The 14,144-nt window shown below is 68.2% G+C and carries 13 protein-coding genes and 1 pseudogene; 6 read left to right on the top strand and 8 right to left on the bottom strand.

What is annotated here, in order from left to right:
* Positions 1 to 11 precede the first annotated feature (11 nt).
* A pseudogene (locus tag ACFVJ5_RS02000) lies at positions 12 to 308 on the top strand (alpha/beta hydrolase fold domain-containing protein); the annotation flags it as partial.
* Here ACFVJ5_RS02000 and ACFVJ5_RS01995 read toward each other — a convergent pair.
* The 3 genes from ACFVJ5_RS01995 to ACFVJ5_RS01985 form a co-directional block, all read right to left on the bottom strand.
* The gene (locus tag ACFVJ5_RS01995; RefSeq protein WP_379218057.1) at positions 297 to 1,934 is read right to left on the bottom strand and encodes an FAD-binding protein; all 1,638 of its coding nucleotides are present in this window, start codon (positions 1,932 to 1,934) and stop codon (positions 297 to 299) included. The pseudogene ACFVJ5_RS02000 and the gene ACFVJ5_RS01995 sit on opposite strands and share 12 nt — an antisense overlap.
* Before the next feature lie 83 nt (positions 1,935 to 2,017).
* Positions 2,018 to 3,082: a diacylglycerol kinase gene (locus tag ACFVJ5_RS01990; protein WP_379218056.1), complete on the bottom strand. Its 1,065-nt coding sequence runs from the start codon at positions 3,080 to 3,082 to the stop codon at positions 2,018 to 2,020.
* Positions 3,083 to 3,107: 25 nt separating this feature from the next.
* Positions 3,108 to 3,896, bottom strand: a complete 789-nt coding sequence (locus tag ACFVJ5_RS01985; protein WP_379218055.1) for an SDR family oxidoreductase — start codon at positions 3,894 to 3,896, stop codon at positions 3,108 to 3,110.
* A gap of 122 nt (positions 3,897 to 4,018) precedes the next feature.
* Here ACFVJ5_RS01985 and ACFVJ5_RS01980 point away from each other — a divergent pair, with 122 nt between their 5' ends.
* Positions 4,019 to 4,678 (top strand): TetR family transcriptional regulator, encoded by a 660-nt coding sequence (locus ACFVJ5_RS01980; RefSeq protein WP_379218054.1) that lies wholly within the window; start codon positions 4,019 to 4,021, stop codon positions 4,676 to 4,678.
* Between the two features lie 84 nt (positions 4,679 to 4,762).
* Positions 4,763 to 5,701 (top strand): 3-methyladenine DNA glycosylase, encoded by a 939-nt coding sequence (locus ACFVJ5_RS01975; protein ID WP_379218053.1) that lies wholly within the window; start codon positions 4,763 to 4,765, stop codon positions 5,699 to 5,701.
* On the opposite strand, the gene ACFVJ5_RS01970 is transcribed toward ACFVJ5_RS01975, so the two are convergent.
* Entirely contained in the window at positions 5,698 to 7,446 is a 1,749-nt protein-coding gene (locus ACFVJ5_RS01970) for a BCCT family transporter (RefSeq protein WP_379218052.1), read from the bottom strand. The genes ACFVJ5_RS01975 and ACFVJ5_RS01970 overlap by 4 nt on opposite strands.
* Before the next feature lie 230 nt (positions 7,447 to 7,676).
* Between ACFVJ5_RS01970 and ACFVJ5_RS01965 the strand changes: the two genes are divergently transcribed.
* On the top strand, positions 7,677 to 9,326 hold the full coding sequence (locus tag ACFVJ5_RS01965; protein WP_379218051.1) for an LVIVD repeat-containing protein: 1,650 nt from the start codon (positions 7,677 to 7,679) through the stop codon (positions 9,324 to 9,326).
* Complete coding sequence (locus tag ACFVJ5_RS01960) at positions 9,323 to 9,949, top strand: DUF305 domain-containing protein (RefSeq protein WP_379218050.1); 627 nt, start codon at positions 9,323 to 9,325, stop codon at positions 9,947 to 9,949. The genes ACFVJ5_RS01965 and ACFVJ5_RS01960 overlap by 4 nt, the downstream gene beginning before the upstream one ends.
* A gap of 26 nt (positions 9,950 to 9,975) precedes the next feature.
* Here the strand turns inward: ACFVJ5_RS01960 and ACFVJ5_RS01955 are convergent, their stop codons facing one another.
* The 4 genes from ACFVJ5_RS01955 to ACFVJ5_RS01940 all read right to left on the bottom strand — a co-directional run bounded on the left by ACFVJ5_RS01955 (position 9,976) and on the right by ACFVJ5_RS01940 (position 13,083).
* A complete protein-coding gene (locus tag ACFVJ5_RS01955; RefSeq protein WP_379218049.1) occupies positions 9,976 to 10,830 on the bottom strand; it encodes an isocitrate lyase/phosphoenolpyruvate mutase family protein in 855 nt (284 codons plus the stop codon).
* A 127-nt stretch (positions 10,831 to 10,957) separates the two neighbouring features.
* Positions 10,958 to 11,614, bottom strand: coding sequence for a GntR family transcriptional regulator (locus ACFVJ5_RS01950; protein ID WP_379218048.1), 657 nt, complete (start codon positions 11,612 to 11,614; stop codon positions 10,958 to 10,960).
* The gene (locus ACFVJ5_RS01945; RefSeq protein ID WP_379219746.1) at positions 11,601 to 12,332 is read right to left on the bottom strand and encodes a maleate cis-trans isomerase; all 732 of its coding nucleotides are present in this window, start codon (positions 12,330 to 12,332) and stop codon (positions 11,601 to 11,603) included. Before ACFVJ5_RS01945 ends, ACFVJ5_RS01950 begins: the two co-directional genes overlap by 14 nt.
* 10 nt (positions 12,333 to 12,342) lie before the next feature.
* Entirely contained in the window at positions 12,343 to 13,083 is a 741-nt protein-coding gene (locus ACFVJ5_RS01940) for an Asp/Glu/hydantoin racemase (protein ID WP_378995253.1), read from the bottom strand.
* An 86-nt stretch (positions 13,084 to 13,169) separates the two neighbouring features.
* On the opposite strand from ACFVJ5_RS01940, the gene ACFVJ5_RS01935 reads away from it, so the two are divergent.
* On the top strand, positions 13,170 to 14,135 hold the full coding sequence (locus ACFVJ5_RS01935) for a D-2-hydroxyacid dehydrogenase (protein ID WP_379218047.1): 966 nt from the start codon (positions 13,170 to 13,172) through the stop codon (positions 14,133 to 14,135).
* Positions 14,136 to 14,144: the final 9 nt, after the last annotated feature.

Here is a 14,144-nt window from a genome sequence, read left to right as displayed (position 1 = left end):
GTGCGTACGTCTCCTGCTCGCCGGGCACCCACCGTGGCCTGGTCGGGCGGGTGGGTCGCGCGTGTGGACACCCCGTTTTCTCCCTGCGGTACCGGCTCGCGCCCGAGGCCCCGTTTCCCGCGGCACACGAGGACGCGCTGCAGGGCTACCGCCGACTACTCGCCGGCGGACATCGACCCGCCGACATCGTCGTCGCGGGCGACTCCGCGGGCGGGCACCTGGTCGGCAGGTTCGTCACCGAAGTCGACGGCGCGATCGGATGCTCGCGTGATCTCAGCCGGCGACCGAGAGGACCCTCACCGGTGTAGCAGCGGCTGGGCGCTGTGCGTGCCCGCCCGCCGCCCGGAGAAGACGCAGTCGGCCAGCGAGAGTCCACTGATGTAGGAGTTCGAACAGACCCCGACCGCCGCGCGCCCCGCGGCGAAGAGTCCCGGCACGACTCCCCCGTTCTCGAGGCGGACAGCGCCGGTGTCCTCGTCCACCAGCAGGCCGCCGAGAGTGAGCATCGGCATCGGGTAGGTCAGCCGCGCCTTGAACGAGATATCCAGCAGGGCAAACGGTCCGGTGCGCAACGGGCGGCGGATGTCGTCGGGCTTACCCAGCGGATCGGGGCGGTCGTCCTCGATGGCACGGTTGTGCGCGTCGACGGTTGCACGCAGGGCGGACCGGTCGATCCCGGCACGTGCGGCCACTTCCTCGACGGTGCTCCCCGAGACGCGCCCGATCCGCAGCAAACGCTCGGTCTGCATGCGCTGGAACCACACCGACTGCGTACCGATCTGACCGCGAGCTTCGGCCTCCAGCTCCGCGTCGACGAGCAGCCACGCGCGATGACCCGGACTGGCGGCGATGGCCGCGCCGAGAGCCGCGCCGTAGCGGGACTCGTCGATCATGCGCTCGCCCAGGGCATTCACCGCGATCGCTCCGAAGAAGGCGCTGGGCGGCGCGATGAACCGCCAGGTCGACAGCGCGTCCATTTTTCCACTCGCCGCACCGATGTCGAGCGCCATGGTGATGCCGCTGCCGTCGTCACCGGCGCTCCCCAGCGGCAGTCCCTGCGACCACGGATACGCGGGGGCGTGCCGGGCGACCATCTCCCCGTTCGCGATGAACCCGCCCGTGGTGAGTACCACGCCGGATCTCGCCTGGATCCTGACCGGCGCACCGTATCTGCGCTCGATCCGGGCGAGCAGCTTTTCCACCGCCCGGCGCAAACCCTGGTGGTACACACCGGGTTTCGCCGAGATCCGAGCGAGCGCGGCGAATCGGCGACGTACCGCCGCGGGCGCGGCGGCGATCGTGAGCGCCTCGATGCCCGTCACGCGCCCGTCCTCGACAACGAGCCGAGTCGCCCTGGTGCCGGTCCGGACGCGAACGCCGTGCTCGGACGCCGACGCTGCCAGCGGCCCGAACAGCGCCTTGCCCGAGACGCCGGGGCCGTGCGTACGGTGACCGCGTTGACGCGGTGTCGCGAGATCCCGGTAACCGCCGGAGTTCTCGCTGCCCGAGTAGTACAGGTAGTAGTCATCGGTCGGATAGGACGTCTTGTACGGGCACACCGAGGGCTGGAAGGGCACGCCGTGCCCGGTCAGCCAGTCGATCATCGCCGAGGACTCTTCGCAGAATCGGCGCAGCGTCGCGGCGCTCACGGCGTCACCGACCTCGGCCTGCAGATACGCCAGCATGGTGTCGACGTCGTCGTCGATGCCCGCGTCGCGTTGCACCCAGGTGCCGCCGCCCGCGTACACGATGCCACCCGACAGCGCCGTAGCGCCGCCACCCAGATACCGGTCCATTGCCAGCACATCGGCGCCGGATTCCCGCGCGGCCAGCGCGGCGGCCACTCCCGCTCCGCCGTATCCGACGACCACGACATCGGCTGCGTCATCCCACGCCCGCACTTGTCCACCCTTCCGAGCACGGGCCGACCGCATCGTCGCCCGACCACACCGTTATCGGCAGAACTATAACGTGTTCTAGATTTTCGGCACGCGTCGAGTCGCGGAACAGCGGGCAGTCAGGACATCAGCCCACGGCCGGTGGTGAGGGGCAGATCAGTGGCGGTCAGCAGGCCGGGGCGGGCTTCGACCACGGCCGAGACGGCACTGACCAGGCGGGCGGCGGTGCCGACCACACCGGCGAGAGCGTGGTCACCGTCGCTGGTGAGCTGAAGGTCCAGTCGGTAGTCCGGTTCGCCCTGGATTTCGACCCGATAGCCACCCTTTCCGGTCGGCTGCGGCCAATCGGGAGCCAGATCTGGGTGCAGGCGGGTGACGTGCTCGAGGGTCAGTACCTCGCGGTCGGCGCGGATGCCGTGGACTTGGAAGCGCAGAGCGGCGGCCGTACCCGCGGCGATGGTGCGGTCGCCGACGGTGAGGTCACCGGTGGCCGGTAGCCGTTCGAAATGTTGTGTGACGGAATCGAGTTCGATATCGAGCGCTGCGGCGAGCTGCCGGATGACGCTGCCCCAGGCAAGGGTGAGGATGCCGGGTTGCAGCAGCATGGGCAGGACGTCGAGATCGCTGCCGAACCCCATGATGTCGAAGACGACCTTGGGATTGTCGTAAGTGGAGTAGTCCATGATCTCCGAGCAGATGATGCGGTCGATCCGTTCGGAGCCGCTGGAGAGCAGCAGCGGCAGCCAGTCGTTGGCCCAGCCCGGGTCGATGCCGTTGACCCACAGGGACGCGCCGCCCTCCTCGGCGGCCGCGACGATCGGGGCGATCGCCTCGTCGGGCAGGGTTCCGTACGGGTATTGCAGGAAGACAGGGCTGCTGGAGACCACGTTGATGCCGGCGCGCAGGAACCGTTTCAGGTCCTCGACCGATTCCATCAGCCGGTCGTCGGCCATGGCGGTGTGCACGATGCAGTCGGGTTTCATGGCCAGCAGGGCGTCGGCATCGGTGGTGGCGATGATGCCGGTGTCGACGGAGAGCCCGGCGAGTTCGCCCGCGTCCTTCCCGGCTTTGGCGGAGCTCGATACCCAGACGCCGACGAGTTCCAGTTCGGGCCGGGCGATGATGGAACGCAGTGCTCGCGCACCGACGTTGCCGGTGCTCCATTGGATTACACGGTAGGTCATGTCAGATCCTTTGCGCGGGAGTGGATCACAGGTCGGGCAGGCCGAGTTCGAAGTTCGGGCTTTCGATGCCGCCGTCGACTTCGACGATCTTGCCGGTGACGTAGCTGCCCGCCCGTGAACTGAGGTAGACGATGGCCGCCGCAATTTCCCAGGGCTCGCCGAGTCGACCCAGCGGGGTCGCGGCTTCCATCGTGGCCTTGATCTCGGGCTGACTCGCAACGACATCCAGCGCGGAGGTCAGTACCGACCCGACCGCGATGGCGTTGACGCGGATGCGTGGCGACAGGTCGGTAGCGGCCAGCCGGGTCCAGTGCGCGAGGGCGGCTTTGGCGGTGCCGTAGGCGAGGAAGCCACGGCCCGCGGTGCGGCCCATCATCGAGGAGATGCTGACCACCGAGGCGTTGTCCGACTCCAGCAGGTGCGGCACCGCGGCCTGGGTGAGGACGTGCGCGGTGGACACATTGAAGCGGAAAGCGTCCTCCAGGAACTCCGGGGAGGTGGTCATGAAGGTGTTGGGCATGGTGCCGCCGACATTGTTGACCACGATGTCGATGCGGCCGAGTTCGGCGGCGGCGGTGTCGGCGAAGGCTTTCACCGCGGCCAGGTCGGACAGATCCGCCGACACGGTGACGGCACGGCGGCCCAGGGCGCGGATCTTCCCGGCGACCTCATCGAGCTGTTCGGTGGTGCGGGCGGCGATGGCGACGTCGGCACCGGCTTCGGCGAGCGCGAGCGCGGTGGCCGCGCCTATGCCGCGGCCCGCTCCGGTGACGATGGCAACGCGACCGTCGAGCCGGAAGGTATCCAGGATCATGGCGCAAGTTCCTCTCCGAATGTCGCCGCATGTGTCTGCGGTCACACGCAGTTTTAAGAACTATTGCTTAACTGTCAAGGATCAGTTCTCATTCTTGCCGTGGGACGGCTACTGTGCGGACTGTGGCAGGGACAGCAGCGCGGGAACGCATCATCGTCGCGGCGGAGCGTCTGATCGCCGAGCACGGACGGTCGGTACCGCTGCGCGATATCGCCGCCGCCGCAGGTCAGCGAAACAATTCCGCGATCCAGTATCACTTCGGATCCCGCGACGGACTCATCGAAGCAGTGGTCGAGTTCCGGCTGGCGACGTTGGAGGTGCGGCGACTGGAACTGCTCGCCGAACAAGCGGGCGCGAGCCGACCGCCGGGCCTGCACGGGCTACTCGAAGCCCTGGTGGTGCCCATGTTCGAGCTCGGCGAGCGGCACGGGATCCGCCACTACGCGCGATTTCTCGAACAGATCCACCCGCACCCGGCCGTCTCCGACGCGGCCAACCTGGACAGTGCGGGCCGCACGTCGGTGCGCGTCATCATGCAGGGCTTGGACCGAGAGCTCACCACCCTGCCACCACGGCTGCGGGTGCGCCGATTGCGAGCACTGACCACGATGCTCTTCGCACTCCTGGCCGACCACGAACGTGCGGCGGAGGCGGGTGAGGCGCGGGCCGCGGACGCGCGGGCATGGGCAGAGATCATCGACATGCTCGCCGGATCATTGTCCGCTCCCGTCAGCACCCCCGGCGCGCTGACGCACGAGGCCGGGGCCGAGTTCGGAGACTGACCCCGAGCGCCCAGCACACCACCCTTCACCGGCCGTGCTGTGGCCCGCGGCCGCCTGTCAGGGCGAATCCACCAGGGAAAGCCGGTGCGGGAGAATGTCCAGGTGAGCAAGGACTGCGACCTCGACAACGCTCTCGACCTGCGGGTATTGCCGGCGGTCGAGTGGCGGGTCGCCGCGCGCGCACACCGAGACCGGCTCGATCGGCTGGTCGGGCCGTATCTGGAGCGGCGGGCGGCGGGAACCACCCACCCGGTGATCGATTTCTTGTTTACTTATTACGGCAACAAGCCGTCGCAGCTGCGTCGGTGGCATCCGGGGTTCGGGGTCGGGCTGCGCGACGCGGGTGACTATCGGGGTGCGCGGGGGTACTGCGAGCTGCCGGACGAGCCGGGTGTCTTCACTGCCGACCCGGCGTATCTCGCCAAGCGGCGCGACACGATCGGGTTCGTGTCCGGACTACTCGCCGCGACAGCGAGTCGTCCGGCGCAGTTGTCGTGTTTCGGGCTGCACGAATGGGCGATGGTCTATCGCACCGATGACGTGCGGCATCAGCAGGTTCCGCTGCGTCTGGGACACGCGGGGACGGATACGGTGGTGGAGTCGATGTCGTTGCGGTGCACGCACTTCGACGCGTTCCGGTTCTTCACCCCGGAGGCGGTGGGGCGCAATGCCGAACCGCTCACTCGTGCGGACCAGGTGCAGCGGGAGCAGCCGGGGTGCCTGCACGCGAATATGGATCTCTACAAGTGGGGTTTCAAGCTCGCGCCGCTGATCTCCTCGGACCTGCTGCTCGATTGCTTCGAACTCGCCTGCACCGCACGCGAACTCGACATGCGCGCCAGTCCTTACGACCTGTCCGACTTCGGGTACGAACCCGTCCGCATCGAAACCCCCACCGGCCGAGCCGATTACGTCCGCGCCCAGGCAGCCGTTGCCGAATCCGCGGAGGCACTGCGCGATCGCCTGCGCCTGGCCTGCGCCGAGTTGTCCTCGGCGCAGGCCGGATTCGACGCTAGCGACTAGCCTCGATCAGCGGACCGGGGCTCGCCCTTGTCGAGGGTCGGACCTTGCGGCTCCTCCGCCGACGGTTCGGTGACGAGGGCAAAATCCCCGTCGTGCAGTTCGGTGCCCTGGTCGACCGCACCCTCGACCAGCTCGATGCCACGATCCATGCGCAGGATCAGCGGGTCGTCGCGCAGATCCTTGTACAGCGACACGCACATCGCCACCATCACCACCAGGAACGGCAGTGACACCACGGTGGTCAACGCCTGGAGGCCGGTCAATGCGCCGCCGAGATTGTCGGAATCGGCGATCACCAGCATGATCGCGGCGACCGCGCCGGTGGCCGCGCCCCAGAAGATGACGACCCACTTCGACGGTTCGATGCTGCCGCGTTCGGACAGGGTGCCCATCACGATGGAGGCCGCGTCGGCACCGGAGACGAAGAAGATCGCGACGAGGATCATCACGACCACCGTGGTCACCGAGGTGATCGGGTACTGGTCGAGCAGGTGGAACAGGGCGAAGTTGGAGTCGACCGAGCCGTCGGGTTCGGTGAGGTCACCGTTCTGCGCCTGTTCGAAGATGCCCGCGCCACCGAAGATCGCGAACCACAGCAGGCTCACCACGCTCGGCACCAGCAGCACGCCGGTGACGAACTGACGAATGGTGCGGCCGCGGCTGATCCGCGCGATGAACATGCCGACGAACGGCGTCCACGAGATCCACCAGGCCCAGTAGAAGATGGTCCAGCTCGACAGCCACGTCTGCATCGCGTCGTCACCGGCGCCGGTGCGCGAGGCCATGGTCGGCAGGTACTCGATGTAGTCACCGATCGAGGTGGGCAGGATATTGAGGATGAACAGTGTGGGGCCTGCGATGAACACGAACGCCGCGATGGCAAGGGCCAGCACCATATTGATGTTGGACAGCCACTGGATGCCGCGTTCGACACCCGAGACCGCCGACAGCACGAAGGCCACGGACAGGCCCGCGATGATCGCCACCAGACCGATCTTTCCGATGCCGTCGATCCAGCCGTTGAACTCCATGCCCGCGCCGATCTGCAGGGCGCCGAGGCCGAGGGAGGCTGCCGAGCCGAACAGGGTCGCGAAGATCGCCATCATGTCGATCGCCCGGCCGCCGATGCCGTCGGCGTGCCGGCCCAGCAGCGGGCGGAACACCGAGGAGATCAACTGCGAGCGGCCTTTTCGGAACGTGCCATAGGCAATGGCCAGGCCCGCGACGGCGTAGATCGCCCACGGGTGCAGTGTCCAGTGGAACAGCGTGGTGGCCATGGCGACTTCCGCGGCGGCCGGTGAGCCGGGCTCGGCGGTGTGCGGCGGCGGGTTCACGAAGTGCGACAGCGGTTCCGCCACACCCCAGAACATCAGGCCGATGCCCATGCCGGCGCTGAACATCATCGCGATCCAGGACACGGTGCGGAATTCGGGCTTCTCGTCGTCGGCGCCCAGCGGGATCCGGCCGTAGCGGCTGACCGCCAGCCAGATCACGAACACCACGAACGCGGTGGCGGTGAGCACGAACAACCAGCCCGTATTGGTGATGACCCATTTCTGCGCGCCGCTCGCCGCGGAGGCAAGGCCCTCGTCGTCGAGGACACCCCAGGCGACGAAGGCGAGCGCGCCGATCGCGGTGGCGCAGAAGATGAGCAGATCCAGCCTGGGCTTGCCCGGCGATCCGCCGGTTACCGATCCGCCCGGCGGCGGTGCGGTGCCGGAACTTCCTACGACATCGTTCGACATGGGTCCGAGTCCTCTCCGATCGCGGAAACTCCCCGCCTTTTCAGACGCGCTGGTCGTGCAGAGCAACCGTACAGCGTATGGGCGGCGACCCGAGGTAAGCCCGAGCCCCGCCCAACACCCTGTTCCCCGAAACACCCCTCGGCAACCATTCGACCGCCTTACTATTCGTGATGCGGCACAACTGTCTGAGCCAGTTGCGTTGTCCGCGTCATTGATTCGGGAGGGCAACGATGCCACCACGTCCGCACACCGACACCCCACCACACGCCGAGCACGCGATCCGGCCGGGCGACCACGGCGCGGCACCGCCGCGTCGCCTGCGACATTCGCTGGTGCGGTCTGTGGCGGCAGCCGCGATCGCCGCACTAGTGGCCGTCGGCCTGCCGTCCGGTGCGTCTGCCGATTTCGGCGCCGACCTCAGCGGCGCGGTGCAGGAATTCCTCGATGTGGGCCGAACGGCGGTGCCGCGGGCCGACTGTGGACCCGGCTCGCTGCCGGAGACCGGATTGCAGGGCGACGTCCCCGCCGGTGACCGAGACAGCGGGCGCAGCACCCAGGGCTATCGCTGCAATATGTCGATGGTCGGGGGCTACGCCGGGCGCGGAGCGGGCATCACCTCCACCAGTTTCGAGCACTGCGCCTACATGGGCACCTTCTTCCCCGGCAACATGCTCAGCGAGCACCCCGGCGTCCAGGTCCTCGATGTCTCCGATCCGGCGAATCCGAGGCTGACCGCGACGCTGGCGGAACCCGCCATGCTGGCGGGCACCTGGGAGACGTTGAAGGTCAACACGACTCGCAAACTGCTCGTCGGGACAGGTGTGCCGGTCGGCATCGGAGCCGGATACCTGTCGGTGTACGACATCTCCGATTGCGCGCATCCCCGGCTGCTCAATCCCGGGACCGGCTCGAATCTGCTGATGCCGCTGCCGATCACGACACACGAGGGCGGCTTCTCCCCCGACGGACGCACGTATTGGGCGTCGGGCCTGGTGCCCGGCTTTCTCAGCGCGATCGACCTCACCGATCCGGCGAATCCCCGGGTGATCTGGCAGGGGCTGACGGGGATCGAGGCGCACGGGCTCGGAGTGAGTCCCGACGGAAACCGGCTCTACATCTCCGCACTGGGCGGATTCACCGTGCTCGACGTGAGCGCGGTACAACGCCGCGACCCGAATCCACACGTGCCGCATCTGGGCCGCACGTTCTGGACCGACGGCTGGGCCACCCAGCACAGCGTGCCCGTGACCTATGACGGTGTGCCCCACCTGTTCACCGTCGACGAGGGCGGCTCCGGTGGCGTGAAACTCATCGATGTATCCGACGACGGCGCGCCCAGGATCACCGCGAAGATCAAACTCGAGATCAACCTGCCCGGCAATATCGACGCGGGCATCGGTTCCTCGATGGGCGGTTCGGCGTTCTCCTACGAATCGCACTACTGCACCGCCGACCGACCCGACGACCCGACCGCACTGGCCTGCGGCTGGATCTCCTCCGGTATCCGGGTGTTCGACGTCCGCGATCCCGGCGACATCCGCGAGATCGCCTACTTCAACCCGCCTGCCCGCACCGGACGCAATCTCGAGATCTGGAACTCACCCCACGCCCTGGCCTCGATCATCGGCATCCCGGTGATGAGCGCCCCGGCGGCACTGCGGTCGATGGCCGAAGGGCTGTTCGATCCCGCGCAGGTACTGACCGCTCGGGCAGGCGATATCGCGTTCGGCGACCTGTCCACGGACTGGTGCCTGTCGCCGCCGGAGTGGCGTGGCGATCAGCTGTATGTCACCTGTTCCGACAACGGGTTCATGGTGTTGCAGCTCGACAACGCGGTGTACACACCGCCCGCGAATCAGCAGTCCACGGTCGGGTCGTGACCGTGAACCGGGTGATCCGCCTGGCGTTCACCGGGGCCGCCGTCCTCTTCCTGCTGGCACTCGGCGCGGCCCTGCGACCGCTCTTCGTCACCGAGACAGCCACGCCCGCACCGGTTCTCACCACGACGGAGCTGGGCTTCGTCCAGGACATGACCGCTCACCACCAGCAGGCGCTGATCCTCACCGAGCGCCTCGACCCGGCCGTGGATCCCACCGTGCGCAGGCTGGCCGACCAGATCGCCGACACCCAGCGGGTGGAGATCGGCACCTTGCTCGGCTGGACCCAACTCGCCGGCGCCGCACCCACCGCCGACGTCCCGATGACCTGGATGGCGGGAACCCACCACCACTCGACCGCCGCGCCGACCACGATGCCGGGCATGGCCACCATCGCCGACCTCGACACCCTCGCCGCGGCCCGCGCGGCCGACGCCGAAACCCTGTTCCTGCAACTGATGTACCGCCACCACGCGGGCGGCGTCACGATGGCCCGCGCCGCCGACACCCTGCTCGCCTCGGGTCCGGTGAAACAGGCCGCCCGCGCCATGGCCCAATCCCAAAGTCAGGAAATGGGGTACCTCGGCATGCTCCTCGACCTGCGAGGTGCCCGCCCTACTTCCTGATCGAGACCGACGAGCGGGTTCACCGCTCAGGCGCGGTCGGTGAAGTGGGCGTTGAGAGCCGTCTGGGTGAGTTGGGCGTCGCCGTAGGTGAAAGTGCCGTGCTCGGACAGCTCGGTGGCCGCGTCGAGGAGGTGGCGGTAGAGCAGGCGGGCGATGCTGCCGCCCACGGTGACCCGGCGGACGCCGAGGTCGGCGAGTTCGGCCATGGACAAACCGCCACCGGTCAGGCCCATGACGACGTTGAGTGGTCCGTCGAGCGCGTCGACGAGGGTGGCGATCGTGGCGGCGTCGGCCGCCCCGGGGACGAAGGCGCAGTCCGCGCCGGCGGCGAGGTAGGAGTTGGCGCGGCGGATCGCCTCGTCGAGACCGGCGTCCACGAGCAGCGCGTCGGTGCGGCCGACGAGCACGAACGGCGCACCGCTGGCGGCCACCGCCGCGCGCGCCGCCCGGACCCGGTCCACCGCGTGTACCTCGTCGAACAGCGGGGTGGTGCGATCACCGGTGAAGTCCTCGATGTTGCCGCCCGCCGCACCGGCGTCGATGGCGAGGGAGAGGGTGGTCGCCACTTCCTGGGCGTCCGGTCCGTACCCCTCCTCGAGGTCGGCGCTGACCGGCACCCGCACGGCACCGGTGATCTCGTGGATCCGCCGCATCATCGTCGACCGATCGACGCGACCGTGCGCACCGTGCTCGGTGAAGAAGTCGTGATCGGGGCGACCGAACGAGAAGGCGACCCCCGCACTGGTGGTCGCGATGGCGGGGAATCCCACCGACTCCAGGATCCGCGCGCTCCCCGCATCCCAGGCATTCGGCAGCAGGAAGCAGCCTTCGCGGTGCAGATCGACGAAAGCCTGTGCGCGCGTCCGCTGTTCACTGTCCACGAGTGCTCCTGGTGGGAGTCGGGGGTGTTCGTACGCGTCCATTCTGCCCGTCACGCACCATCGCCTCGCACCTCGCCCGCTCCCCGGTCGGCCCGACGGACAGACGCGACAACCGGGGACAACGTAGCTAGCGGTCGCGCAGGCGTCGCACCGCGTCGTCCATGTGCTCCACGAGCAAGGCGCGGGCCCGCTCGGGCGAGCCCGCGCCGATCGCCTCGTGGAGTTCGACGTGTTCGCGGGCTTGTTCGCGCAGGTCGGGGTAGGTGGTTTGGAGAGCGCCCAGGCACATGCGGGTTTCGATGAGCAGGGTGCGGGCGGCGCGGACGAGGCGCGGGCTGTCGGCGGCGGTGACGAGGGCTTCGTGGAAGGCCTGGTCGGCGTCGGAGACACCGGCGGCATCGCCCGCTTCGGCGGTGAGCCGCATGGCGGTGACGCTGGGTCGCAGCGCGGCGTAGGCGAGGTCGCGGCGGCCGTCGAGGATGAGGTCGAGTGCGCCGCCCTCCAGGGCGGTGCGGGCGCGGTAGATATCGATGACGTCATCGGTGGTGAGTTCGATGACGAAGATGCCGCGGTTGCGGATGCTGAACAGCAGGCCCTCCTGCACGAGGCGTTGCATGGCCTCGCGCACGGGTCCACGGGAGACGCCGAAGCTGGTTGCCAGGTCGGCTTCGCCGAGCTGGGCGCCGGGCGCCAGCGCACCGCGCATGATCGCCTCGCGCAGGCGGTCGGCGATCATCTCCGCGGTGGACTGCTGGTTGACCGGCTCGAAATCAATGATCGACATGGCGACTCCCCTCCGCGAACAACGCGCCCAGCTCGGGAGCGACCGCGGTGACCCCGGCCAGCCGCAGACCTTCCCAGATGGTGACCTGGTTCGCCGTCAGCACCGGCTTGCCGAGCGCGGCTTCGAGTTTCGGGAGCACCTCGAGAGTATGCATCGCCGTATCCGGGATGAGCAGTGCCTGGGCGTCGGGGTGATCGTTGGTGACGGCCAGGGTCAGGACCTGATCGGGAGTGAGGGTGCCGACCTCGGCGGCGGTGTCGATCCCGGCGCTCGACATCGACACCACCTCGATGCCCGCGTCGGCGAGGAAGTCGACGAACAACCGCGCCACCTCCTCGGGGTAGCTCGCGACGACGGCCACGCGCCGCACGCCGAGCGCCCGGGCCGCTTCGACGAACGCGAAGCTCGTACTCGAGGCGGGCACTCCCGCCGCCTCGGCAAGGCTCGCGACCTGACCGCGCGCACCCTCCTGCCCGTAGACGAAACTGCCCGAGGTGCACGCCCAGACAACGGCGGCGGGGTCGGCGGCCGCGAGCAACGACGCGCCGTGGCTCAGCTTCTCCGGGCTGCCCAGATCGAGCAGTTCGGGGACGGCGTGCAGGTCGGTGCCGTAGATGTGGGCCACCGGCAGCGCGGCGCCGAGCAGGGCCGCGGCGCGGGGGTAGTCGTCCTCGGCGGCGTGGTCGGGGTAGATGAATCCGATGGTCGGCGTGTGCATCTCGCTCCGTTCAGAAGACATTGACGAGCCACTTTCCTGGGCCCATCATGGGGAGTTTCATCCGGCCGAGGCAGGCCCACATGGTCAGTTGATTGGCGGTGAGGACGGGTTTGCCGAGCGCCTGTTCGAGTGGCTCGATCACGTCGTAGGTCGGCAGGTTGGTGCAGCTGACGAAGATCGCTTCCGAGCGGGGGTCGTCGGCGCCGAGTATCCGTTCGGCGATGGTGCGGTAGTTGACCTTCCAGATACCGCCGCCGAGCCCGAGGTGATCGGACTTGATCGTGGTGCAGCCCGCTTCGTCGAGGAAGTCGTGCAGTTTGCCGGTGAGGATCTCGTCGTACGGGGTGATCACCGACATGCGGGTGATGTTGAGGTGCTTGATCGCTTCCACCAAGGCTCCGGAGGTGGTCACCGCGTCCGGCGCACCGGCCAGGCAGATCGTTTCCCGCAGGGATCGCTCGTAGGCGAGCCCGTTGATGAAGCTGCCCGAAGTACACAGGTAGGCAACGACTTCCGGTTCCACGTGCAGCACGTCGTGGGTGGCCGCCGTGAGATGCAGCGGGTTGGACACGAGTTCGGCCATCGCCAGGGAGACCGGCACCGGTTCATAGGGTGTTCGGGCCAGGTGCAGACTCACCTCGAGGGGCGCCCACCGCCACAGTTCCCGTTCGAGGGCGAGGTCGAACGGCGCGATCACGCCGATACCTCGTTGGGCTACCGGCCCGTCGATGTCCGGGAAGCTGAACTCCACTGCGGCCCCTCTCGCGCTCAGCCGGGCAGACCTCCGAACACGATCGGATTGTTGACAATCATACGATCTGATCGTACGGTGTCAATGTGGAAAACGGGCCGATTGTCACCGTCCTACATCGTGACAGCGTGCCCGAATCGGACCTCATGGCCCCCGTTGCCGAGCGCGCCGACGTGCGCTACACCGAGGCCGACGGGCTCGCCGATGCGCTACACGGCGCCGATGTGCTGTTCGTCTACGACTTCCAGACTCGCGCCGTCCCCGGCGCGTGGCACAGCGCCGATCGCCTGCGCTGGCTGCACATGGGCGGCGTCGGCGTGGATCCGGTGATGTTCCCGGAACTGCGCGCATCCGAGGTGGTGGTCACCAATACCCGCAACGTCTTCGATACGGCCATCGCCGAATATGTCCTCGGACAGATCATCTCGTTCGCCAAGGACCTGCCCGGGTCGATCCGGTTGCAGCAGCGGCACGAGTGGCGGCACCGAGAATCCGAACGCGTGGCCGGGGCAACGGCACTGATCGTCGGGACCGGCTCGATCGGCCGGACCATCGCGCGATTGCTGCGCGCCGCGGGCATGACGGTGCGCGGGGTCGGGCGCCGCGCCCGCGCCGGTGACCCGGATTTCGGCACCATCAGCGACGACCTGCACGCCGAACTGCCCGGCGCGGACTACGTGATCGCGATCGCGCCGCTCACCGCGCAGACCCGGCACATGTTCGATGCCGCCGCGTTCGCGGCGATGAAACCGCATGCCAGGTTTGTCAATGTCGGACGCGGGGAACTAGTGGTTACCGACGCTCTCGTGGCCGCGCTCGGCAACGGTTCGATCGCCGCGGCCGCACTGGACGTGGTGGATCCGGAGCCGCTGCCCGCCGGTCATCCGCTGTGGGATCTGCCGAATGTGGTGCTCACGCCACACAATTCGGGCGATTTCCAGGGCTGGCGCACCGAGATCGTCCGCGCATTCACCGACAATTTCGGCAGGTGGGCAGCCGGACTGCCGCTGGACAACGTTGTCGACAAGACGCTCGGGTACGTGCCCGGCTGAAGGAGCCCC

It is taken from the genome of Nocardia sp. NPDC127606 (assembly GCF_042671725.1).
Lineage (GTDB): Bacteria > Actinomycetota > Actinomycetes > Mycobacteriales > Mycobacteriaceae > Nocardia.
This window is presented reverse-complemented; position numbering and strand designations above follow the sequence as displayed.